Below are 22,912 nucleotides of genomic sequence, written 5' to 3'. Positions count from 1 at the left end.
GCTGATGTTGTTGCCGGTATGCAGCAGCAGGGAGTAGTCGCCCGAGAAGCTGCCATACCAGGGCAGGCCGAACATGCTGATGTCCGGATAGACCCAACCGATCTCGGGCGACGCGCGCAGGGACTGCAGGGCGCTGGACAACGCCTTGGGGCCCAGGCGGTTATCGGCATCCAGCAGGTAAACGGCCTCGGCGTTCGGCCAGGTGGCCAAGGCGTAATCGATGCCGGTGTTGCGGGCAGCGCTAAGGCCGCCGTTGGGACGGCGCAGATAGGTGATGTCATCCGGATAGGCGGTCGCGAAGGCGGCACAGACCAGATCCGTCTCCGGGAAGGGGCAGCCGTCGTTGACGATAACGATCTTGACCCTGGCATCCTGCTTCAAGGCGCAGTCCACCGCCTCGGACAGCAGGCCATTGTGCTTGAAGACCGGAATGACGATGACGACCTCCGGGATCACGCCCGGATTGGCGTCGGCCCTCCACCCTGAGACGGGCATGGGCATCTCTGTGATCCTCTGATCCATCATTTCATCCCCGTGCCGTACGGGTGACTTCGATGGATTTCACATTGGCCCAGCCATACGACGAGCTGCTGCCGTTGGTGAGGCGGGTGGCAATGAAAATGTGCTGCTCCTCCGCGTTGGGCAACAGTTCCACGTGCAGGGTGGCCGGCACCGCCGGCGGCACCCGCACCCAGCCCGAGAAGCCGGAAAGCCCACGCGACGGCGCCGTTCCCTTGAACGCCAGGTCGGCCTGGGCGGACGACGCGCCCACGTAGACGGCGTAATCCACGATCGACGCCATCGGATTGTCAGTCAGGACGGTGACGCCGATGCGCACGGCGCCGGCGGGGCACGCCTTCTGCAGCACCGCCCCCACCAGCATGCCTTCCAGCGGATGGACGCGCAGTTCGCCGTCCACCGCGCCCACGATGGTGAAGTCTATGCTGTCGGGGATGACCCACAGGGACTGGGCCGCCAGCAAGGTGCGGCGCGGCACATACCGGACCAGGCCGTCACGCGATTGCTCCGACAAGAGCCGGACCGGCCCCAGGTCGGGAATGCTGCCGACGCCCATCAGACCACCCCAGATCTGGAGGCTGAGCGGACGCAGCTCCTCATCCTTGGGTCCGGACGCGCACAGGTCGGGCAAGGGGCACAACATGCCAAGGGAAAGGGCGGGACCGTATTCATCCCCCTGCCAGGTGCAGACCAGGTCCAAATCCGTCCGCATGCCGCTCAAGGCGCGTGGCAGGCTGAATGTCAGCCAGCCTGGTTCCAGATCGCTGCCGGCGACCGACCATTGTTCAAGCAGATTGCCCTCAGGCTGGTCGAACAGGGCGACGGTCAAGGTGCCGTCCCCGCCCGGCACGCTGTCCAGGTGCACATCGATGGCGATGACGGACCGTGACGGCAGGGGAAGGCGCTGGCGGACGGTGGGCGATTCGGCCGACAGCTGGGTGACATACCCGCTGGGCGCGCTGCTGTGCAGCAGCGACAGGCGCGGCGGATTCTGCCGAGACAGATACTCTTCCACCGCCAGGAAATTTTCCTGCATCCCTTCGTGCAGCGCACGCACCTCAGCCAGTTCGCGCATCAGGCGGGTGGCCATGGTGGCCATGTCGCGATAGCGGGCGAAGAGAATCTCCTGGACGTGACGGGCGAAGGCGGCCGCCTCGCCGCCCGGCGGCGCGGCAACCCTATGCGTCCGCAACGCCGGCCAGCCGCGCGCCTGCCATTCTGCGGCGGCGGCGACAACGATGGCCGCGCCCTCATCGCTGAACGACACGGCCGCGACGATATCCGTGGGCACAACCTTGGGCTCAAGGCCTTGTTCGGCTCCGCTGACGGAGAAGCGCAAATTTTTGCCCTCGACACCAGCCCACACCAGCGTCACTCCGGACGCCAGCAGGGAATCGGCTACAAACCGACGGTCCGACGCGGGGATGATAATCTTGACACTTGAAGGATCAAGTCCAGCAACGGCCTTCTTGGAAGACAAGAGAGTACCGTTCTTTTGGATTGAGGGCTCCGCCATAATCCCCAAACTTCCCTTCTTTATTAACCAGCGCCAATTGTTTGCGTTTATCTTATTTTAAATAGCCAACCCCGCCATGATCTGGAAATTCCAGGGCCATTAACGCGGTTTTAACCTCAAATTTAAGATAATCTTTGTTTGGGCAGCATAGTGCCTGCGCCGCCAGCCCGCAATCGGAAAACAGCGCGGCAAAACGGTCCGCCGGGATCGACAGGTAGCGGGCGAACCCGGCGATCACAGGCCAAGAAATTAGACCGGACCGCATTCAACATTTATACTTCATCAGAAATGCCAAATCGTCGATCTCATTTTGCGATTATCTCCATTACAATCACTATTTAATTAAAAACTTTAGAATGTATAATTCATCCAATTCGAAACCATTGGATGATTCATCGCTTATTCGAGAATATGCGTCCGGAAATCGTATCCCGAGGCGGAGCGCAATACCACCAGCCCTAAACATTGACCCTTGCCCAGTCTCATTTGGTGATTTTGCCGGGAATGGCGGTGAGAGCGACCCATGCGTTGAAGCAGGCATCGACGATGTCGGCGTGGTCGTTGAAGACACGGTTGGAGAGGAAGTTTGAGCGAAGGTACTGCCAGACATTTTCAGCCGGATTTAGTTCCAGTCAAAGGGCGACAAATGGAACAGTGAGAGGTTTGGCGGAAGGATTAGAGCATTATGATTTTAGGTTGGTCCATACCCGCAACTTTTGAAGTAGTTTGAGCATTCCGCTGGCGTAACAGTATCCATGGTCTTTACGATGCTCTTGCAGAGGGCCTCGATAGATCGTGGCTGGGCCTCACGCAAAGAATGCTTGAGCTTGGAGAAGAACTTCTCGATGGGGTTCATGTCCGGGGAGTATTTTGGTAAGAAGATTAACTTAGCGCCGGCGTCGCGGATGGCCTTGCGAACGGGCTTGGCCTTGTGGGAGGGAAGGTTGTCCATGATGACGACATCGCCCTTGCTCAAGGTCGGAGCGAGAACCTCCTCGACATAGACCTGGAAGCGCTGGCCGTTGACGGGCTTGTTCAAGAGCCAAGGAGCCTCGATGCGGTCATGGCGCAGGGCGGCCAGGAAGGTCATGGTGTTCCAATGGCCAAAGGGCGCCTTGCCGACAAGGCGCTCACTGCGCGGCCCCCATCCTCGGAGTGGCGCCATGTTGGTTTTGGTCCAGGTTTCGTCGATGAACACCAGGCGGGACGGATCGACCGACGCCCGGTGCTTCACCCATTGCGCTCGTCGGTGGGCAACGTCGGGGCGGTCCTGCTCGCTGGCGACCAGCGTCTTTTTTTATAAGTCAGCCCCTGGCCACGGACGAACTCCCAGACCGAACGGTAGTCGACCTTCAGGCCGCGTTCCCCCAGTTCCGCGATCAGGACGGCCAGGGTGAAGGGCCGCTCCTGGCAGCGCGCAACAAGCCAGGTGTGATGGTCACCGGATATCTTCTTGGGCTTGTGACCGCCCATCTGACCAGGGGCGACGTCACCCGTCTCGTTCAGGCGCTTCATCCACCTGATCGCCGCGCTGTCGCTCACACCGAACCGAGCCGCCGCCTGACGCCGCGACAGGCCCCCCTGAACTGCGGCCACTACCCGTTCACGAAGATCCATTGAATACGGACGACCCATCGCCACTGCCTCCATCTCAAGACAGACGCAGTGAATCAGAGGCCCAAATAAATGGGAATCCCCCTTACCGATTCAGCCTTATTTCAAAATGCTCTAAGTCGCCGCCGGTCTCGTGCCATTCAGCGCCGTCCAGCACGACCACAGCATGGCGACCCGGTTGTACCTGGCTGGTGTCAGTGGCGAATGAATACTCCCCAGAAGTGGCGCCTGAATTTTCCCCAGTTTCGTTGACCGGCGAGGTCCCGGGGGGCATGCCCCCCGGGACCTCGCGGCCGCTGGTCACCCAGACTGTCCTCGCAGGAGCGAGGGAGGGGACTGGTGGTCACACTTGGGGAACTCGTCATGATCCTGGAACTTGCCCGTGAAGGGCTGACCGTCTCCGCCATTGCCCGGCAGACCGGCCTGGACCGCAAGACTGTCCGTCGCTACATCGCCCAGGGGCTGGAGCCGCCCCGCTATACGCCCCGGCCGTCCAAGCCCACGGTGGTCGGGCCCTATGAGGCCTACCTGCGCCAGCGGGTGATCGCGGTGCCCGGGCTGAGCGCCCGCCGTCTGCTGCGGGAGATCCAGGCCCTGGGCTATTCCGGCGGCTACACGGCAGTGAAGGACTTCCTGCGCACCGTGCGACCGGCGGCGGCCAAGGGCTATGAGCAGCGGTTCGAGACGCCGCCGGGGCATCAGGCCCAGGTGGACTTCGCCCACTTCAAGGCCAGCTTCACCGATGAGCCCGGCGTGGAACGGGTGGTGTGGCTGTTCTCCCTGGTGCTGGGCCACAGCCGCATGCTGTGGGCACGCTTCGTCGCGCGCCAGGACCTGGCCACCGTGCTGAGGTGCCATATCGCCGTCTTCCAGGCCCTGGGCGGCGTGCCCGCCCGCATCCTCTACGACCGCATGAAGACCGCCGTGCTGGGCGAGGCGGCGGGCGATGACGGCGCCGATGGCGGCATCGCCTACAACGCCCGCCTGCTGGAGCTGGCTGCCCATTACGGCTTCCTGCCCAAGGCCTGTAAACCTTACCGCCCCAAAACCAAGGGCAAGGTCGAGCGGCCCTTCCGCTACATCCGCCAGGACTTCTTCCTGGGTCGCACCTTCCGCAACCTCGACGACCTGAACGGCCAACTGCGCCAATGGCTGGACCAGGTCGCCAACATCCGCCGCCACGCCACCACCCAGCGCATCGTCATCGAGCACTTCGCCGAGGAGCGGCCCCACCTCAAGCCCATCCCCCCGATGCCCTATGCCACCGTCCTGTCCCTGGAACGCCGCATCACCAAGGACGGTATGGTATCCGTTGGCGGCAACCTCTATTCCGTGCCCGATAGCACCCGGCGCCGCGCCGTCGAAGTGCAACTCACCGCCGACCAGGTACACATCCTGGAGGATGGCCGCCGGATCGCCGTCCATCCTGTGCTGGAGGGACGTGGACACCGGCACCTGATCGCCGGGCATCGTGTCCTGCCGCCGCCTGTCAACAGCACGACACCCCGGCAATGCGCCCCCCAGGCGCCGCCGCCACGGCGGCCCGGCGAGATCGTTACGCCGCGCGACCTGGCCATCTACGACGCCGTTGGCCGCCAGCTCGCCCAAGGCGACATCCAGCGCGAGGTCGCGCCATGACCGCCACCCTCGACAGCATCCGGCGCCACCTGGTGGGCCTGAAGATGCCGCGCGCCCTGGAAACGCTGGACCACGTCCTGCGCCAGGCTGAGCGCGGCACCCTCTCCACCCTGGAGGCCATCGACGCCCTGCTCGGCGAGGAACTGGCGCTCCGGGAAGCACGCCGTGTCAAGGCAGCCCTCCAGATGGGCCGCCTCCTCACCGTCAAGACGCTGGCGGGCTTCGACTTCGCCTTCCAGCCTTCCCTCGACAGGGACCGTATCCTGGCCCTGGCCCAACTGGACTTCATCGACCGGCACGAAGTCCTCCACCTCTTGGGCCAGCCCGCTCTCGCGTCATGATGCCCACCTCGCTACGTTATTGGAAATCAAAGGTCTTCTGATCCGGATTTTTTGTTACCGGACGGTAAGCCGGATTGAGCCCGGATAGCTGGGCTTCAGGAATCGCCCAAGGCGCTCCCTTACACGCCTGGTTTGCCTGGATGGCACCACCGGCGATCAGACGCAACACCGTCATCTTGCTGACCTGTAGGCGTGTGGCCGCTTCCTCCAAGGTCAGTTCCCCTCGTTCAGCGATCTCGCCCTCCCTGTAGACGGCTATGCCATGGGCGCTGCGGAAGCTGCGCACCCGCGCTTCGGTCCAACTATTACCCTTGCCGGTACGTTTACCGGCCCGGTTCAGGATCGCGGCGATACCCCCGTCCGGCTGCTGCCGTGCCAGGGTCCGAATGAGGTCACCGGTGTCGGCGTCGGTTCGCCAACGGTGTTTGCCGGTTTGGTTCTTCGGCACGGTCAGACTGGTGTGATCGCCTCCCTGCCAGTGAATGGTGAGGTGGATCGTGTCGGCGGCGACCCTCGCGACAATCTCGATGATGACCGTGCGCAGGATACGCTTGCGCGTCTCCGCCGTCGCGCCAGCATGATGCCAGAGCGTATGGATGTCGGCGCCCAGCGCCATCAGGCGGGCACGGTCCTGGGCCTTGAAACTGGCCCGTGGGTTGGCGTCAAACGCCCCTATGCGTTCCTCCAGCCGGTGGACCTCTACCAGCCGGTCATTCCACCGACGCTCAAGCTCGGCCGCCACGAGACGGTTGCCGGGATCAACCGCATCATACTGGCGGCGTGCCAACTCGGCCTCATAGCGGGCCTGGGTCAAAGCGAGTTCCGTCTGTCGGCGCGCCTCGGACCCCTCGGCCTCGCGGGCTTCGATCGCCTGCAAGGCCGCCTCGATGCCCAATGGGGCCAGAAACCTGAGGACCTCTGTCGCAACGGCACCATCGACCCGCAAGCCGCCAAACGAGATGCAGCGTTCGCTTCCATGATTGATGTGTGCGCCACGGCAGTTGTAACGCACACAATAGCCGCCCGTGCCGCTGTAGGAGACGTGCAGTCGTCGACCACAGTGCCCGCAGCGCAGCAGCCCAGCCAACAGCGCGTCACCGCGGCGCACCGAACCGCGGGCCATAAGCCCTTTGCCGTTGGCGTTATCGGCGATCAGTGCCTGGTTCCTTCCGAACTCCGCCCACGAGATGTAGCCCTCGTGATGCTCGGGGATCAACACCTCCCATTCCGACTGGGCGCGACGGAAGCCGCGCACGACATGTTTGCGCCCATCCCGCACGCTGACCCGGCTGCCGGTCCGACCAAACACGTAGGCGCCGCCATAGACGGGATTGGTCAGCAGATGGTGGATGGTGTTGTAGACAGGCAGCTTCCACGCGATGCGGGGGCCGTCGGCGGTCTGTTCGACAGCCGGTAGCCTGATCTGCTCCTGACGAAGCCAGAGGTGGACCTGCCGGATACTCTGGAACTCGGCGAACTTGCGAAACACCAAGGCGAGCGCCTCGCGCACCCGTTGGTCCGGATTCAGGGCGATCCGGTCATGGCGGGTTTTGACGTAGCCGACCGCCACGGTCAAAAACAGCTCGCCCCGGCGGGCCTTCTGCCGCAGAGCTTCCAGCGATCGCTGGCGCAGGATGGAAAGCTCCATCTCGCTCATGGTGCCCTTCATGCCCAAGACGAGACGGTCGTTCGGAAGCCGCGCGTCGTAGACCCCGTCCTCGTCCGCCAGCAGGCAGTCAACGAGGCCGCAGAACTCCAACAGCGTGTGCCAGTCCCGGCCGTTGCGGGCGAGCCGCGACGCTTCGATCGCCAGGACAATGCCGACCCGCCCTTCGCAGATCGCCCCCAGCAGCCGCTCGAACCCGGGACGCGCGATGCCACCACCTGATCGCCCGAGGTCATCGTCAATCACCACCACATCCGTCCAACCGAGTTGGCGGGCACGATCCGCCAGTCCGTATTGGCGCCGTCGGCTCTCATGGTTGTGCAGGAGCTGGTCGGCACTGGATTGACGGACGTAGATGTAGGCGCGACGGGCCAGGTGGTCAGGGGTGATCTTGTTCATCGTTCCCCTCCAGCGTCACGGCCTCGCTCGCCAGGACTTCCAGCAAAAGTTGTTCCAGAAGCGGCAAGACTCGGCGCGCAACCTCCTGCGGAAGAGCTGCCAGTGGCCGGGTCGCCGTGAACAGATCCGTCTGCACCATCATTCCGCGATGCCTCATGCCGCCCTCCGTTGCGTCGTTCACACAGCAACGATAGGGCCGCGTCAGCGGTCAGACGCAGAGCCTGCAATACCTCCATGGGAAAGCGGGGAGCGTCACGGATGGCGGCGTCACGGGCTGCAGGGGCGGTCATCCATTCCGGCACATGGGTCAGCGTGCCGTCCGGTTGCTCGACCACCAGCATGACGCTACCGCCAAGGCAATGGCGCCGGATGATGCCTACGCGTTCACCGCATCGCGGATGAAACGGATAATGGATCGTCGCGTCCTGCCCCTGATATCGGGCAGTATGCCGCTGCCTCGACCGGATGCGGCAAGACCCACCTCGCCACGGCCCTAGGCGTCGAGGCCGTCAAGGCGGGACGCTCCGTCTACTTCACCACCCTGGCCGACCTTATCGCTTCCCTCGCCAAGGCCGAACGCGAAGGCACCCTGCGGGAACGCCTGCGCTTCCTCTGCCGCCCCCAACTCCTCATCGTCGATGAGATCGGCTACCTCCCCGTCGTCCCTGGCGGCGGCAACCTCTTCTTCCAGCTCGTCAACGCCCGATACGAAAAGGGCGCCATGGTCCTCACCTCGAACCGCGGCTTCGCCGAATGGGGGGACGTCTTCGGCGACACCGTCGTCGCTACGGCGCTCCTCGATCGCCTTCTCCACCACGCCATCGTCGTGCAGATCGAAGGCGCCAGCTACAGGCTACGCCAGCATGCCGACCTCATCCCCGAGAACGTGCGGCGAAGACCCGACACCGCGCCGCTCCAAGCCATCCGAAAACGTGGAAGACCGCCGAAAGTGAGGCCCGCCGACACCCACCCAATCAATTAGCCAAACAAACCATCTGGGGATTTTTAAGTCGCCACTTCTGGGGAAAATCACTTCGCCATTTACAGCTGGCGAGGTCAGTTTCACATTCAGGCGCTCATCGCTTTTAGAGCATTATGATTTTAGGTTGGGGTCACGTCCCGCCACGTGGTGGGACGTGACCGCCGATTGACACTCGTGGGCATCGGAGACGGCCAGCTTGACGCCGCCCAGGCCACGGCGCTTGAGCTTGCGCAGGAACTCCACCCAGAAGGTTTCGGCCTCCGAGGTGCCGATGTCCATGCCCAGGATCTCTCGCCGACCGTTGGTATTGACCGCCACGGCGATGGTGACGGCCACGGAGACGATGCGGCCGTTCTGGCGGACCTTCACATAGGTGGCGTCGATCCACAGGTAGGGCCAGTCGCCTTCCAGCGGCCGTTCCAGGAAGGTCTTAACCCGGCCGTCGATCTCCTCGCACAGCCGGCTGACCTGGCTCTTGGAGATGCCGGTCATGCCCATGGCCTGGACCAGGTCGTCCACGGCGCGGGTGGAAACGCCCTGGATGTAGGCTTCCTGGATCACGGCGGTCAGCGCCTTCTCCGCCATGCGGCGAGGTTCCAGGAAGCCCGGGAAGTAGCTGCCTTTGCGCAGCTTGGGGATGTGCAGTTCCACCGTGCCGGCGCGGGTGTGCCAGTCGCGGTCACGGTAGCCATTGCGCTGAACCAGGCGGTCGGCCGACCGTTCGCCGTGGCCGGCACCGGTCAACTCCTGAACCTCCAGTTCCATCAGCCGTTCGGCGGCAAAGCCGATCATCTGTCTCAGCACATCGGCGTCTGCGCCCTTTTCAAGCATCACGCGCAGCGCCATCATCGGGTCGGTCATCGTGGTCACCCTCGGTTGGGGTTTTGTTGTGGTGACCAAACTTTACCCGAAGAACCGCGATGACCGCCCGCCAGGTCAGGCGTGGAGGCCGGCGTAGCCGGCTGGAGGGCCTGACCTGGCGGAGGCGCTCCTACACCACGCCCAGGGACACAATCATCAGAATCATCAGACCAACATGTGTGGGGCAACCAGTAAGGAGTCTGCTTAGCTTCGATCCGCACCGCGTTCCCGTGGCTGCGGCGTGTCTTTGCCGACGGTGGCTACTCGGGCGCCAAGTTGGAGACCGCCTTGGCCGCCACGGGCGATCCTGCGATCCGACACCGCCAGGGCTTCGTCGTCCTGCCCCTGCGCTGGGTGGTGGAACGGACTTTCGTCTGGCTGGGCCGTAATCGCCGGCTCGCCAAGGACTTCGAACGGCGAACCGACACCGCAACGGCCAGGATCTTCGCCGCCAGTGTCAAGCTCCTCGCCAGGAGATTGGCAAGGGCTTAAAATCACCTATCCGATTCCGGGCCGGGCGCTCAGAGTCCGTTTTGGAAATCAGGGATGAGCGTTTCGTGGTAGCAGATTGCCGCCCATGGCGACGTAGATCATGGCCTGTGAGACATCGGTTCGCCGTTCATAATCACGAACGAGACGTCGCCAACGGATCATCCAGCCGAAGATGCGCTCGACAACCCAGCGGCGGGGCAGCACCCGGAATCCTTTCTGATCATCGCACCGGCGTATGACCTCGACGACGAAATCCAGGTAAGCGGCTTTGTTCATCAGCTTCATGCGATCATAGGCGCCATCGGCGAACAGGTGTTTCACCCAAGGCCAGCGTTTGCGGATCGCCTCCAGGATCGCCTGTGCGCCGGCGCTGTCGGAGATATCGGCTGGTGTCAGCTTGACCATCAGCAGGCGCCCATCGGTATCGACGGCGATGTGCCGCTTGCGACCAACGACTGTCTTGCCCGCGTCGTAACCCCTTGTTTCCGCATGCGGTGCTTTGACTGATTGGCTGTCAATCACCCCGGCCGTGGGGCTCGCTTCCCGACCCGCCCGCTCCCGATCAACCATCAGCGCGACATCGTGAATGGTCTGGAACAGAAACCGGCGCGCCATTTCGCGGAACCAACCGTAGACCGTCTGCCAGGGGCCGAAATTGGTCGGCAACATCCGCCACCCGCAACCCGACCGGACAAGATAGCGAACCGCGTTGATCACTTCCCGAAAGTCAACCTCGCGCGGCCGGCCGCGGCGGCCTGGCTTCGGCATCAGTGACGCGATCCGCTCCCACTCCTCGTCCGTCAGGTCAGACGGATAGCGCTTCGTCTTCTTGGCGATTTCGGTCATCCGACCACGGCTCTGCTTCGTCCACATCAACAGCTTGAATCATGACATCGCCGACACCGCAAGGGCCTATGCTATTTTCCAAACAGCCTCTCAGCGCAATCCTCATAGTCACGTCGCAGAAAATTGAATACTCACTCCAGCTTTGACTGCACGACCTCCTTAATTAGGGGCAAAGATGCCTCATATAATTTCATCCAATCCAAGCTAAAATTAGCCCGAGTTATACTTTTTCTTTGCATCTCTCCATCCGTTACCGCATCTGGTGATAAATGTATTGTCGCCACTAAATTCTCTCGTAATTTATTATCATGCCAAACTCGAAGTGGCCAACTATGCCAATTTTTCAAATCTAGAACGCTACGGTTTGAAAACGCTATTCCTGGAATATTAGATACCCACTTGTAGAGCGTCATTCCAGAACCTGATGGCGCAATAAATAAATCAGCAGCGTTGTTAAGAACTATGCTTTCCGAGAATTTTCTCCCGACGCTAAGGTGGACACGATCTTCACCGACGGCATCCTTAATTCTTTGAGCAACCTGGAGCTCAGCCTCCATCGACATCCAACTTGTCGTCCACTCTTTAGCGGTATCTGAACTCAATCCATCTAATACGAATTCTACCTGTGGAAAATCAACTATTAGTCTTCTATAAAGTGATATAAGGCCTTTTTCTTGCTCTATCCATGACCTATTATCGAGTCTAATTGTTGTTACAATTAATGGGCGCGCCCTGATGTGCATAACATAATCTAAGAATTCTTTAGAACAATGCGATTGAGCCGTTTTAATTACTTTTTGAGCAAAAGATTCTGTAAAATACTTATCTTTTACAGTAAGAACAAAAAGATTTTCCTTCATAATTACACGAAACATTTCATCGACATTCCTCACCGATATAAAATTATCTTTGTGGCTAGCAACTGCTGAATCCAAATGAATCTCATCTAGGTGACCAAAAAAATTCTGATTAGAATAAAAAATGAAACGTCTAGCGGCAGAAAGGTCGATAGAGTCGATTATATTTGCCCACCCTGTTTGAACGTTCCAAAGATTATGAGCCATGTGTGGACAGGGAAAATCGGAAAGTGAAATAACACGCCTCCGAACAGAACTACTAATATAGTCCATTAATTCAACGCGATTTAACAAACATCTATAAAGTAATTTTGATATTTCCTTTTCTATCTCACCTTTGTTTAGGCCATTTTCTATATAAATAGCGACTCCATGCCTTGGGAAAACCCAGACTGTTTCGACGATATCAGTTGTCATGGTACCGCCCATATGAGATACTAGACAATAATCACCATTATACTGATGATAATACCATTCGAGACCCAAGCTAGTGTTAACAACACTCAACGTTCCGGTAAATGGACTCAATAGCTTGTATTTCCCTTCGCGCAGAAATTCCCTAAGCGCCAAAGTCCTCAGCGAGGGCCTGGGCCCTTGCTGCACTTCTACAATACCATCTAGTAGTGCAGCAGGGCCGGCTGACGCTTTTTCTAGAAAAGGGATTGACATAAAATCTAATGCTCTGTGGAATTCCTTCCCAGATTCGATCTTGATCAACTCGTAAGAATCCGAAACCTGCTGACTTATCATTTCTAAAGAAAAAAGAGAAATATCAATTTCCGCAGATTTTTCAAATATCGCCGCAATATTCGCGCTCAAATTGGTGGAGCGCTCCTTCATATTTTTCTCAATTACAGCACTAGTCAAGATACCCCCCCCTGTTATTTTCTATCCGTATATGAAACTTCCCAAGCCAATTGGCATAATTTTAGCCAAATTCCAATGGAAAGATCATCCGCCTTACTATTAGGCGCAAATCTATCTATATTACCTAGATGCAACCCTAAATCAACGGTCTTAATCGTTCCAATTTCCTCGCACACTAATGCTTCCCTTACACACAAAAGAGAATTAGATCCCAATGATCGAATCTTCCCCCAAATCGACAAAATATCCGGGACACTTTGCTTAGAATCGAGCTTTAGGACGTATATATTTCCACCCACCTTGGCCGATTTTAGAAATTTTTCCCGAAGATAGAGAATTTTTTTGTGCTCCGCTTCCCAAATTTCACGCCTTTCTTTTTCCGCCTCGCTGAATTGAAATCCTCCCCCCTGTATAGTGGATTTCATCTTGGTATGAAAAGATATGTGATATTTTTCATCCCACACCATGTCGCTTCCGCTAGGCAACAAATTCTTGAATTGATAAAGTTCGCAAAAATCAGCCGCAATAGCCTGCCTGAGACTATCAAGCGGTGTAAACGCCCACCTCAAAAGATGCCCGGGCTCGACGCCGCATCGTCGCTGCACAAAACCAAATTCACAGTTTATACCAAGGGACTCAAAAGAATTCAAGAAAGAAAAGTCAAATCTCTCACTGCTTTCCATAATACGTCCAAAATCGAGGTTGCGCTGGATTGCTGACTTTCAGTTCGACAACCGATATAGCCAAAAAAAAACAAATGTCAACAACAACAAACAATTTCAGCTCCTAAAACTAAAGCGCTACCGCACTAAAACCATCAATGCATTCCAATTATCATTCTCATGACAAAATCACCTTAATATTATAGCCATATCCCGCAGAAATACATTCCGGAATGTGCTTCTCTGTTTCGAATATTCCTAATCTCCCATCGGCAAGGCATATCTACCCCCCTCCCTGGCAGCCCCCACGCCATAGCCACATCAATGCTTCCACTTCCTTGAGCGAGCCTGCCAACGACTAACACTTCTAGATCAATGTCGAGAAAATATTCGATACGATCTTGAGCAAGGGCGATGTCACCATATATAGACAGTCTTCCCGCCCGAACTGCTATGCTGAATTATCGCCTTATATCTTCACGTTGGAAAATCTATTTATGCTCAAATTCAAAATCCCAACCACCATCATCACCGGCTTCCTCGGTGCCGGCAAGACCACCTTAATTCGTAGCTTGTTGCAAAGCCCCGGTGGGCGGCGCTTGGCCTTGATTATCAATGAGTTCGGTGATGTCGGCGTCGACGGCGCGGTGTTGAAAGGCTGCGGAGACGAAGCCTGTCCGGAGGACCGGGTGATCGAGCTGGCCAACGGGTGTTTGTGCTGTACCGTCGCGGACGATTTCGTCCCGGCGCTGGAATCGCTGCTGAATCGGGCCGATCCACCGGACCACATCATCATCGAGACCAGCGGCTTGGCCCTGCCAAAGCCGCTGGTCCGGGCCTTCACCTGGCCAGCCGTGCGGTCGCGCGTCACGGTGGACGGCGTGGTGGCTGTGGTGGCGGCCGACGCCGTCGCCGAAGGTCGATTCGCCCCCGACGCCGAAGCCCTGGCCCGTCAGAAAATGGCGATGGAAGCCGATGATGGCACGGTGGAACATGAAACGCCGGTGCAGGAAGTGTTCGAAGACCAGATATTGTGCGCCGACCTGATCCTGGTGAGCAAGGCCGACCTGGTGGATGAGGCCGGCATGGCGGTCGTGGCCGCCACGGTGCGCGATCTGCGCCCGACGGCTCCGCCCCTGATTCGCGTCAGCCATGGTGCTGTGGACGCCAATATCCTGTTGGGCCTGTCCGCCGCGGCGGAAGCGGACCTGGACAACCGCGTCAGCCATCACGACAGCGACGAAGAGCACGACCACGACGACTTCACCAGTTTCGTCGCCAGCCTGCCCCCCCAGAGCGATCCGGCCAACTTGGCCCAACAGCTGGGCGACCTGGCCCAGCGCTTCGGCATTCTGCGCCTGAAGGGTTTCGTCGACGTGCCGGGCAAGCCCATGCGCCTACTGGTCCAAGGTGTGGGCGGCCGCATCCAGACCAGCTATGACCGGCTGTGGGGGCCGAACGAGACGCGGCACAGTCGCCTGGTGGTAATCGGCGAGACGGGCATGGACCGAGGGGCTATTGAAGCGGCATTGGCCAACACCTGATAGTGTTGCTGCCGCTGGCCATTCCGGCCGACTGTCGAGGCCGTTCTTTTCATGCACCTGTTGCCCACCCAGGCCGAGGATCTGCTGGCGTCGCCCCAGGCTGAAGATCTGGGCCAGGCGCCAGCCGACCTGGTCGTGCTGTCCTTTTCCGACAGCGACCTGTCGGCGGTCGCGGCGGCTTACCACGCGCTTGATCATGCATCCGGCGTCGCGGCCTGGCGGCCCAGCCTGCGTCTGGCCAGCCTGATGCGGCTAGGCCACCCGCTGTCCGTCGATCTTTATGTCGACACGGTGGTGGCCGGTGCCGGTTTGGTCGTGCTGCGCCTGAACGGCGGTGCCGGCTATTGGCGTTACGGCCTCGAGCGGGTGGCTGAAACCTGCCGGGCCGGTCGCATTCCTCTGGCTGTCTTGCCGGGGGAAGCCAAGGCCGATCCGGCCCTGGACGCCGCCTGCACCCTGGACCTGGGCTCCACCCACCGCCTATGGCGCTGTTTCGTGGAGGGTGGCCCGGACAACATGGCCCGTTTCATCGCCGGCTGCGCCAAGGCGCTGGGCCGGTCGGCGCCGGCCACGCTGGCCGAGACGAATCCGGCGCCCCTACCCCGCTTCGGCCGGCATGACGGGTGGACGCCGCCGGCCATCGCCGGCAACGGACAAATCGCGGCCGTCGTCTTCTACCGGTCGCACTTGCAGGCCGGCAACCTGACCGCCCTGCGTGCCCTGGCCGACGCGCTGGCCCACCGCGGGTTAACGCCGCACCTTTATTATGTGGCCAGCCTGAAGGAGGCCGATGCCGCCGCCTGGCTGGCCATGGAGCTGCGCCAGTTGGCACCGGCCCTGGTGCTGAACGCCACCGGTTTTTCCGCCCGGCAAGCCCAGAAGGGCCAAGCCGAAGAGGCCAGCCCCCTGGACGCCGCCGGTGTCCCGGTGCTGCAAGCCGTGCTGTCCACCGGCACGGAGGACGCCTGGCGAAAGGCCCGTGCCGGCCTGAGCCCCGCGGACCTGGCCATGAATGTGGTGCTGCCGGAGATGGATGGCCGCCTGCAAGGCCCCGCCATCGCCTTCAAGGCCGCGGCCGACTGGGATCCCGCGCTGGAATACGCCCCGGTGTTGAGCCGCCCGCGTCCCGACCGGATAGCGGCCTTGGCCGACAGGGCGGCGGCACTGGTCCGCCTGGCCGCCACACCACGCGCCAGCCGCCGCGTGGCCCTGGTGTTGTCGGACTATCCCGCCCGCGGCGGCGCCGGCCTGGCCCTGGGCCTGGATACGCCGGCCAGCACGCTGGCCATGCTGAAAGCCATGGCAACGGCGGGCTACGGGGTCGCGAACACCCCGGCCGACGGCAGCACCCTGATGACCGCCCTGCGTGGGCGGGCCAACGCCCAGGCACCCGGCCTGATGGTGGCCGATTATATCCGGCACCTGGAACCGGCGGCGCTAGATGCCGTCACCGCCACCTGGGGATCGCCCGAAGACGACCCGCTGGTCCAGAACGGGGCCTTCCGCTTCCGCTTGCTGTCCTGCAGCAATGTCACCGTGGCGGTGCAGCCCAGCCGGGGCCACGGCGCCATCGACAGCGCCGCCCACCACGATCCCGACACGCCACCCAGTCACGGCTACGCCGCCTTCCACCTTTGGCTGCGCCATATCCTGGACATCCACGCCCTGGTGCAGGTCGGTGCGCACGGCACCCTGGAATGGCTGCCGGGCAAGGCAGTGGCCCTGTCGGCCGACTGCTGGCCCGAGCGGCTGGCCGGCCCCCTGCCCGTCCTTTATCCCTACATCGCCACCAACCCCGGTGAGGGCGTGCAGGCCCGCCGCCGCCTGGGTGCGGCCCTGGTGGGGCATCTGCCGCCTCCCCCCAGCCCTGCCGGCCTACATGGCGACTTGGCGGCCCTGGAACAGGCGCTGGACGAATACGCCCAGGCGCAGAGCCTGGATCCGCGCCGCCTACCCACCCTGCGGACCCGCATCCGCGATCTGGCATGGAGCGCCGGGGTCAGCCACGACCTGAACCTGCCCGCAGCAACGGCCACCGGTGACCTGGACGATGATTCCCTGGCGCGGCTGGACGCCCATCTCTGCGACATCAAGGAGATGCAGATCCGCGACGGCCTGCACCTGTTCGGCCAGGCCCCGGACGCGGGATCCCAAACCGCCTTCCTGGCGGCCATCGCCCGTTTCCCCCGCCGGGACCGACCGGCCCTGACCGACGCGCTGGCCCGCGACCTGGGCCTGGGCGGCACGTTGGAGGACCTGTTCAACGGCGAGGCCGCCCAGCCCTGGCCCCATCCGCTGCCCCCCACGCTGGCAGCCCGCGTGATTGGTGCCGTCACCCACGGCCGCGTGCGGGCCGCCCTGGACGGGATGACGCGCGAACTGGTGGCCGGCGATCTTGTTCCGCATACGGAATGGTCACGGACAACCGCCAACCTTGAGGCCCTGCATCACGAGGTGGCGCCCGTGCTGGCCGCCAGCGGCCCGGCGGAAATGGCGGCCTTGCTGGCGGGCCTGGACGGCCGCTTCATCGCCCCCGGCCCCGGCGGATCGCCGGCGCGCGGCCGGGCCGACGTGCTGCCCACCGGCCGCAACCTCTACGCCATCGACCCCCGCGCAGTGCCCACGCCCAGCGCCTGGGCGCTGGGCTGGAAGGGGGCGGACGCCGTGCTGACCCGCCATTTGCAGGACCAGGGCGACTGGCCACGCCAGCTGGTGGTGGATTGCTGGGGCAGCCCAACCTTGCGCACCGGCGGTGAGGAACTGGCCCAGGCCCTGGCCCTGATGGGTGTCCGGCCCCTGTGGGAGGCCGGATCCGGCCGCGTCACCGGGGTGGAGGTGTTGCCGGCCACGGTGTTGGGCCGGCCGCGCGTGGACGTGACCCTGCGCATCTCCGGCCTGTTCCGCGACATGTTCCCGGCGCAACTGGCGCTGTTCGATCAGGCGGCGCGCAAGATCGCCGGCCTGGACGAGGCAAGCGAGGTCAACCCGCTGGCCCAGGCGGCCCGCGCTGACCGCGACACCCTGGCGGCCAGCGGCATGGCTGAAGACCCCGCCTGGCGCCAGGCCACGGCCCGGGTGTTTGGTGCCGCCCCCGGTGGTTACGGCACCGGCCTGGCGCAGCCGTTGGCCACCGGCGACTGGCAGGCCCGCGACCAGCTGGGTGCCACCTATCTGGACAGCGGCTGCCACGCCTATGGCGCAGACCTGGACGGCATCGCCCTGCCGGCCCTGTTCCGCCGCCGCGTGGGCCTGGCCGACGCCCTGGTCCACATCCAGGACCAGCGCGAAACCGACGTGCTGGACAATGACGGCATGACCCAGTTCGAGGGCGGGTTCGCCGCCGCCGCCGGCCTGCTGGGCAGCGATCCCATCCTCTATCACGTCGACAGTGCCGAGCCGGAACGCATCGTTCCCCGCACCCTGGCGGAGGAGGCCGCCCGCGTGGTGCGCGGCCGGGCCGTCAACCCGCGCTGGATCGCGGGGCAGCGGCGCCATGGCTACGCCGGCGCTGGCAGCCTGGCGCGCACGGTCGACGGCGCCGTCGCCTTGGCCGCCCTGGCCGGCGCCATCCGGTCGCACCAGGTGGACAGCCTGTTCGACGCCTATGTCGCCGACACCGATATCTGGAACTGGCTGGCCGCCAGCAACCCGGACGCCGCCGTCCTGATCCTGAATCGGCTGGAGGAAGCGCTGCGGCGTGGCCTGTGGCACCCCAGGCGCAATTCCACGGCAGAGGATCTGGCCCGCCTGCGGGAGGAACTGGCATGACCGCCGCCGCCGCCCCCACGCCCAATCCCCCCCGCACGCGCGGCGCCTGTCCCGGCGCCCTGGTGCCCATGCCGGTGGCCGACGGCCTTCTGGTACGCCTGCGCGTTCCCGGCGGAACGCTGACGGGCCCCATGGCGGCGGCGATCGCGGATCTGGCCGACCGCCACGGCAATGGCCTGGTGGATTTGAGCCAGCGCGCCAACCTGCAAATCCGGGGTGTGCGCGAAACCTCCCTGTCCGCCCTGACCGACGCCCTGCGCGAACTGGGCTTGGTCAACGGCGATCCGGCGGCCGAACGGGTGCGCAACGTGCTGTGCAGCCCGACCTGCGGCCTGGACCCGGCCTGCACGCCCGTGCGCTCCCTGGCCCGGGCGCTGGACGCGGCGCTCGCCGATAGTCCCGACCTGTGGTCCACCCTGCCGGCCAAGTTCAGCTTTACCCTGAACGGCGGCGGACAGGCACCCCTGGCCGATGCCGTGGGCGACATCCGGTTCGACGCCCTGTCCGGCAGCGACCTCTTCCGTGTGGCCGTGGGCGGCGACCAGGTGAGCGCCTCGCCCCTGGGTATCTGTGCAGCCCACGCGGTGGTAGACACCGCCCTGGCCCTGGCCCGTGCCTATGTCGATCTCTCGGCCGGCCGCTACCATCGCCTGGGCGCTCTGGTGGCCGCGGAAGGGACAAGGAAGTTGGCCACCAGTGTGCCGCTGGCGCCGCCGCCCGCCGATAATGTTCTGCCCGATTTGCAGTTGAACCGGGTGCTGGGTGCGCACGCTTCATGGACGGGCGTCGCCTTTCCTTTCGGTGGCCTGCGGGCCGAAATGCTGGCGCTCCTCGCCCATATGGCGCCGGCCCTGCGTCTGACCCCCTGGCGCGCCCTGCTGCTGGAAGGGACCGCCGCCAACGACCCAGTTGAAATCTTTCAGCCCCTGGGTTTCATCCTGGCCGCCGACGATCCGCGCCTGGCGCTGTCAGCGTGCAGCGGCCGGGGTGCGTGTGATTCGGGCCTGACGGACGCGCGCGGCGACGCGCTGGCGCTGGCGGCCGTCGCCCCCCGCCTGCTGGCGCATGGGCACATCCACGTTTCGGCCTGCGCCAAGGGCTGCGCCCATCCGGCGGCAAGCCCAATCACTTTGACGGCTCGGCCCGATGGCTATGATCTCGGCCTGCTGACACCGGCCGGCGGCACCATGCAATGGACAAGATTGGACAAGCGAACCGTCACATCGCTGGTGGCGGCGCTGGAAGCTGTCTATACCGGGCGGGCACGGCCGGGTGAGGATCCGGCCAGCTTCATCACCCGCCTGGGCGGCCCCGAACCGGTCGCCGCCCTGATCAACGACCAAATGGCAGCAACGCGCGCCCGCGCGGAGGAAAGTCCCGGTGTCCAGTCCTGAACCCCAGACCCACGGGGCCCCCGCCTACGACTATATCCGCGACGGGGCAGCCATCTATGCCAAGTCCTTTGCCATCATCCGGGCGGAGGCCAGGCTGGACCATTTGCCGGAGGACCTGCGCCCCGTGGCCGTGCGCATCATCCACGCGGCGGGCCTGGTCGAGACGTCCGAGCACCTGCTGTTCTCCGCCGACGTGGGCACGGCCGCCCGCGCCGCCCTGCGCGCCGGCGCGCCCATCCTGTGCGACGCCCAGATGGTGGCGCACGGTGTCACCCGCGCCCGCCTGCCGGCCGACAATCCGGTCATCTGCACCCTGAACGACGCGGACGTGCCCGGCCTGGCGACCGACCTTGGCACCACACGGTCCGCCGCGGCGTTGGAACTGTGGCGCCCGCACCTGGAAGGGGCAGTGGTGGCCATCGGCAACGCGCCCACCGCCCTGTTCCATCTGCTGGAGATGGTGGCGTCCGGCGGCCCGCGCCCGGCGGCCATCCTGGGCTTCCCCGTGGGTTTCGTCGGGGCCGCCGAAAGCAAGGATGCCCTGGCGACCAACCCCTGGGATCTTCCCTATCTGGCGGTGGCTGGGCGCCGGGGGGGCAGCGCCATGGCGGCGGCGGCGGTCAACGCCCTGGCGTCTGATCGGGAGTGACGGCGATGACGACTGAAATCATCCCCGGCACGCTTTACGGCATCGGCACCGGCCCTGGTGACCCGGAACTGATGACCCTGAAGGCGGTGCGCCTGCTGCACGCATGCCCGGTGGTGGCCTATTTCGCCAAGCGCGGCGGGCCCGGCCAGGCACGGCGCATCGCGGCCCCCCATTTGCCCACGGCGGGGCAGGAGGAGGTGGCGATGGTCTATCCCGTCACCACCGAACTACCCCCCGACAGCGCCGCCTATAACGACGCCATCGAGGCCTTCTTCGATGAACAGGCGGAGCGCCTGGCCGCCTTGCTGTCCGCCGGCCGCGACGTCGCCGTGCTGAACGAGGGCGATCCGTTCTTCTACGGGTCCTACATGCATCTGCACCTGCGCCTGACGCCGCGTTTCAAGGCGGTGGTGGTGCCGGGCGTGCCCTCCCTCCTGGGCTGTGCGGCACAACTGCCGATACCGCTGACCATCCGCGACGACGTGCTGTCGGTCATCCCCGGCACCTTGGGCGAAGCGGCGCTGGCCGCCGCCTTGTCCGCCGCCGACGCCGCCGCCGTCATGAAACTGGGCGGCAACCTGCCCAAGGTGCGCCGGGTGATCGAGGGCCTGGGCCTGACCGCCCGCGCCTGGTACGTGGAACGCGGCACCACGGGGGAACAGCGGGTGCACCCGCTGGCCGAGGCGCCGGACGTGGCCCCTTATTTCTCCATGATCCTGATCCCCGGCCAGGGCAAGCGCGGTGGCGTGCTGACCGCCGCCGCCAATCAAGGGGCCGCGGAATGACCGGATCGCTGACTGTGGTGGGCCTGGGCCCCGGCCCCGACCGCTGGCTGACGCCGGAGGTGGCGGAGGTGCTGGCCGCTTCCACCGACCTGGTGGGCTACGGCCCCTATCTGGACCGCATCCCGGCAGGACCGCACCGCCGCCACGGATCCGACAACCGGGTGGAACTGTCGCGCGCGCGCCTGGCGCTGGACCTGGCGGTCAAGGGCGCCCACGTCGCCCTGGTGTCGGGCGGCGACCCCGGCGTCTTCGCCATGGCGTCGGCATTGTTCGAGGCGCTGGAGACCCGGGACGACCCGGCCTGGGCCGCCGTGCCGGTGCGCGTGTGCCCCGGCGTGTCCGCCATGCTGGCCGCCGCCGCGCGGGTGGGTGCCCCCTTGGGCCATGATTTCTGCGTGCTGTCGCTGTCGGACAACCTGAAGCCCTGGGACGTGGTGCTGAAGCGCCTGCGCCTGGCGGCGGAGGCCGACTTCGTCATCGCCCTGTACAACCCCATCAGCAAGGCGCGGCCCTGGCAGCTGGGTGCGGCGCTGGAAACCTTGCGCACGCTGAAGGACCCGGCGACGCCGGTGGTGCTGGCCCGCGCCGTGGGCCGGCCGGATGAGGACGTGACCATCACCACGCTGGCCGACTGCGACCCAGCCACGGCCGACATGCGCACCCTGGTGCTGATCGGGTCCAGCCAGACCCGGCTGCTGCCCCGCAATGACGGCCAGAATGACGGCAGGGGCGGCGACGCCTGGGTCTATACCCCGCGCAGCTACATCCCGGCGGCGGAGGGCGCGTGAGCGGCCAGCCAGGCCATAACGTCGGATGCGGCGTAGAAACGGGGGGCGGAGCCGGCGGGCGGCCGTTCCACCATGATCACCTGCACGCCCAAGGCCCGCGCCGCCGCCAGCTTGGCCGCCGTGGCCGTGCCACCGCTGTTCTTGGTGATCAGGATGCCGGTGCCGTGCTGGCGCATGAGACGGGTTTCCGCCTCCACCGTGTAGGGGCCCCGGTCCAGTATCAGGTCGGTATTTTCCGGCAGGGCATCGGGCGGGTCCACGGCGCGCACCAGGAACCGGTGGCTCATCTCCAGGAAGGGCTCCAGTTCCTGGCGGCCAACGGTCAGGAACACGGCATACGGCAGGCATGCCACGGCGGTTGCCGCTTCATCGATGTTCGGCACCATGAGCCAGTCGTCCCCTTCCTCCGGCGTCCAGGGCTGGCGGGTCAGCACCGCCAAGGGCACGCCGGCCTGGGCACAGGCAACCTCCGCGTTCCGGCTGATCTGGGCAGCGAAAGGATGGGTGGCATCGATTACCGCCTGGAAGCCCTGATCGCGCAGATAGGCAGCCAGGCCTTCAGCACCACCAAAGCCGCCGACGCGCGTCGGCAGGGGCTGGGCCGCCGGTGTCCGCGTACGGCCGGCCAGCGACAGGGTGGCATCGAAGCGGCCGTCCGTCGCCAGCAGACCCGCCAGTTCCCGCGCCTCCGTCGTGCCGCCCAGGACCAGTACGCGCATCGCCC

Annotated in this window: 18 protein-coding genes and 4 pseudogenes; 10 read left to right on the top strand and 12 right to left on the bottom strand. The window is 63.6% G+C overall.

Features of this window, described 5'->3' with window-relative positions:
- From PW843_26935 to PW843_26915, 5 genes and pseudogenes are all read right to left on the bottom strand, one after another.
- On the bottom strand, positions 1–501 hold a 501-nt coding region (locus PW843_26935), incomplete at its 3' end, for a glycosyltransferase family A protein (protein MDE1150201.1).
- A 25-nt stretch (positions 502–526) separates the two neighbouring features.
- Positions 527–1,810: a DUF6212 domain-containing protein gene (locus tag PW843_26930; GenBank protein MDE1150200.1), complete on the bottom strand. Its 1,284-nt coding sequence runs from the start codon at positions 1,808–1,810 to the stop codon at positions 527–529.
- A 277-nt stretch (positions 1,811–2,087) separates the two neighbouring features.
- Entirely contained in the window at positions 2,088–2,273 is a 186-nt protein-coding gene (locus PW843_26925) for a hypothetical protein (protein ID MDE1150199.1), read from the bottom strand.
- Between the two features lie 283 nt (positions 2,274–2,556).
- Positions 2,557–2,664, bottom strand: a pseudogene (locus PW843_26920) (IS630 family transposase).
- A 62-nt stretch (positions 2,665–2,726) separates the two neighbouring features.
- Positions 2,727–3,670, bottom strand: a protein-coding gene (locus PW843_26915) for an IS630 family transposase (GenBank protein MDE1150198.1) whose coding sequence is annotated in 2 segments (ribosomal slippage) — positions 2,727–3,332 and positions 3,335–3,670 — 942 coding nt in all. Because the reading frame shifts where the segments join, the coding sequence is not laid out codon by codon here.
- Between the two features lie 318 nt (positions 3,671–3,988).
- Between PW843_26915 and istA the strand changes: the two genes are divergently transcribed.
- Both istA and PW843_26905 read left to right on the top strand, forming a co-directional pair.
- Positions 3,989–5,287 (top strand): IS21 family transposase, encoded by a 1,299-nt coding sequence (gene istA, locus PW843_26910; GenBank protein ID MDE1150197.1) that lies wholly within the window; start codon positions 3,989–3,991, stop codon positions 5,285–5,287.
- The gene (locus tag PW843_26905; GenBank protein MDE1150196.1) at positions 5,284–5,628 is read left to right on the top strand and encodes an ATP-binding protein; all 345 of its coding nucleotides are present in this window, start codon (positions 5,284–5,286) and stop codon (positions 5,626–5,628) included. Before istA ends, PW843_26905 begins: the two co-directional genes overlap by 4 nt.
- 16 nt (positions 5,629–5,644) lie before the next feature.
- Here the strand turns inward: PW843_26905 and PW843_26900 are convergent, their stop codons facing one another.
- Positions 5,645–7,693, bottom strand: a complete 2,049-nt coding sequence (locus PW843_26900; protein ID MDE1150195.1) for a recombinase family protein — start codon at positions 7,691–7,693, stop codon at positions 5,645–5,647.
- Positions 7,674–7,835 carry a hypothetical protein gene (locus tag PW843_26895; protein ID MDE1150194.1) on the bottom strand — a complete coding sequence of 54 codons (162 nt, stop codon included), beginning with the start codon at positions 7,833–7,835 and terminating at the stop codon, positions 7,674–7,676. Before PW843_26895 ends, PW843_26900 begins: the two co-directional genes overlap by 20 nt.
- A 321-nt stretch (positions 7,836–8,156) precedes the next feature.
- On the opposite strand from PW843_26895, the pseudogene PW843_26890 reads away from it, so the two are divergent.
- A pseudogene (locus PW843_26890) lies at positions 8,157–8,675 on the top strand (ATP-binding protein).
- Between the two features lie 171 nt (positions 8,676–8,846).
- Here the strand turns inward: PW843_26890 and PW843_26885 are convergent.
- A pseudogene (locus PW843_26885) lies at positions 8,847–9,536 on the bottom strand (IS256 family transposase).
- 204 nt (positions 9,537–9,740) lie between these two features.
- Between PW843_26885 and PW843_26880 the strand changes: the two are divergent.
- Positions 9,741–10,028: pseudogene (locus PW843_26880) on the top strand (transposase).
- A gap of 48 nt (positions 10,029–10,076) precedes the next feature.
- Here PW843_26880 and PW843_26875 read toward each other — a convergent pair.
- From PW843_26875 to PW843_26865, 3 genes are all read right to left on the bottom strand, one after another.
- On the bottom strand, positions 10,077–10,901 hold the full coding sequence (locus tag PW843_26875; protein ID MDE1150193.1) for an IS5 family transposase: 825 nt from the start codon (positions 10,899–10,901) through the stop codon (positions 10,077–10,079).
- Between the two features lie 104 nt (positions 10,902–11,005).
- Positions 11,006–12,598, bottom strand: a complete 1,593-nt coding sequence (locus PW843_26870) for a hypothetical protein (GenBank protein ID MDE1150192.1) — start codon at positions 12,596–12,598, stop codon at positions 11,006–11,008.
- 14 nt (positions 12,599–12,612) lie between these two features.
- Positions 12,613–13,281: a hypothetical protein gene (locus tag PW843_26865; GenBank protein ID MDE1150191.1), complete on the bottom strand. Its 669-nt coding sequence runs from the start codon at positions 13,279–13,281 to the stop codon at positions 12,613–12,615.
- Between the two features lie 476 nt (positions 13,282–13,757).
- Between PW843_26865 and cobW the strand changes: the two genes are divergently transcribed.
- Genes cobW through cobJ form a run of 6 tightly spaced genes read left to right on the top strand, consistent with a single transcriptional unit; the run spans position 13,758 to position 22,188 of the window.
- A complete protein-coding gene (gene cobW / locus PW843_26860; protein MDE1150190.1) occupies positions 13,758–14,804 on the top strand; it encodes a cobalamin biosynthesis protein CobW in 1,047 nt (348 codons plus the stop codon).
- Between the two features lie 51 nt (positions 14,805–14,855).
- Positions 14,856–18,572: a cobaltochelatase subunit CobN gene (cobN, locus tag PW843_26855; GenBank protein MDE1150189.1), complete on the top strand. Its 3,717-nt coding sequence runs from the start codon at positions 14,856–14,858 to the stop codon at positions 18,570–18,572.
- Positions 18,569–19,966 carry a precorrin-3B synthase gene (cobG, locus tag PW843_26850; GenBank protein MDE1150188.1) on the top strand — a complete coding sequence of 466 codons (1,398 nt, stop codon included), beginning with the start codon at positions 18,569–18,571 and terminating at the stop codon, positions 19,964–19,966. The genes cobN and cobG overlap by 4 nt, the downstream gene beginning before the upstream one ends.
- The gene (locus PW843_26845; GenBank protein ID MDE1150187.1) at positions 19,953–20,615 is read left to right on the top strand and encodes a precorrin-8X methylmutase; all 663 of its coding nucleotides are present in this window, start codon (positions 19,953–19,955) and stop codon (positions 20,613–20,615) included. The genes cobG and PW843_26845 overlap by 14 nt, the downstream gene beginning before the upstream one ends.
- Before the next feature lie 5 nt (positions 20,616–20,620).
- Positions 20,621–21,400, top strand: a complete 780-nt coding sequence (locus tag PW843_26840) for a precorrin-2 C(20)-methyltransferase (GenBank protein MDE1150186.1) — start codon at positions 20,621–20,623, stop codon at positions 21,398–21,400.
- Positions 21,397–22,188, top strand: coding sequence for a precorrin-3B C(17)-methyltransferase (cobJ, locus tag PW843_26835; protein MDE1150185.1), 792 nt, complete (start codon positions 21,397–21,399; stop codon positions 22,186–22,188). Before PW843_26840 ends, cobJ begins: the two co-directional genes overlap by 4 nt.
- Here cobJ and PW843_26830 read toward each other — a convergent pair.
- Positions 22,161–22,907 (bottom strand): cobalt-precorrin-6A reductase, encoded by a 747-nt coding sequence (locus tag PW843_26830; protein MDE1150184.1) that lies wholly within the window; start codon positions 22,905–22,907, stop codon positions 22,161–22,163. The two genes, cobJ and PW843_26830, sit on opposite strands and share 28 nt — an antisense overlap.
- Positions 22,908–22,912: the final 5 nt, after the last annotated feature.

The sequence above is a fragment of the Azospirillaceae bacterium genome (genome assembly GCA_028283825.1).
In the GTDB taxonomy this organism is placed as follows: domain Bacteria; phylum Pseudomonadota; class Alphaproteobacteria; order Azospirillales; family Azospirillaceae; genus Nitrospirillum.
Note: the sequence above shows the minus strand (reverse complement) of the source record. Positions and strands in the feature narration are given on the sequence as shown.

Coding starts and splice junctions, on each gene's coding strand:
- PW843_26905 (MDE1150196.1), top strand. CDS start 5,284: ATGACCGCCACCCTCGACAGCATCCGGCGCCACCTGGTGGGCCTGAAG.
- PW843_26900 (MDE1150195.1), bottom strand. CDS start 7,693: ATGAACAAGATCACCCCTGACCACCTGGCCCGTCGCGCCTACATCTAC.
- PW843_26895 (MDE1150194.1), bottom strand. CDS start 7,835: ATGATGGTGCAGACGGATCTGTTCACGGCGACCCGGCCACTGGCAGCT.
- PW843_26875 (MDE1150193.1), bottom strand. CDS start 10,901: ATGTGGACGAAGCAGAGCCGTGGTCGGATGACCGAAATCGCCAAGAAG.
- PW843_26865 (MDE1150191.1), bottom strand. CDS start 13,281: ATGGAAAGCAGTGAGAGATTTGACTTTTCTTTCTTGAATTCTTTTGAG.
- cobW (MDE1150190.1), top strand. CDS start 13,758: ATGCTCAAATTCAAAATCCCAACCACCATCATCACCGGCTTCCTCGGT.
- cobN (MDE1150189.1), top strand. CDS start 14,856: ATGCACCTGTTGCCCACCCAGGCCGAGGATCTGCTGGCGTCGCCCCAG.
- cobG (MDE1150188.1), top strand. CDS start 18,569: ATGACCGCCGCCGCCGCCCCCACGCCCAATCCCCCCCGCACGCGCGGC.
- PW843_26840 (MDE1150186.1), top strand. CDS start 20,621: ATGACGACTGAAATCATCCCCGGCACGCTTTACGGCATCGGCACCGGC.
- cobJ (MDE1150185.1), top strand. CDS start 21,397: ATGACCGGATCGCTGACTGTGGTGGGCCTGGGCCCCGGCCCCGACCGC.
- PW843_26830 (MDE1150184.1), bottom strand. CDS start 22,907: ATGCGCGTACTGGTCCTGGGCGGCACGACGGAGGCGCGGGAACTGGCG.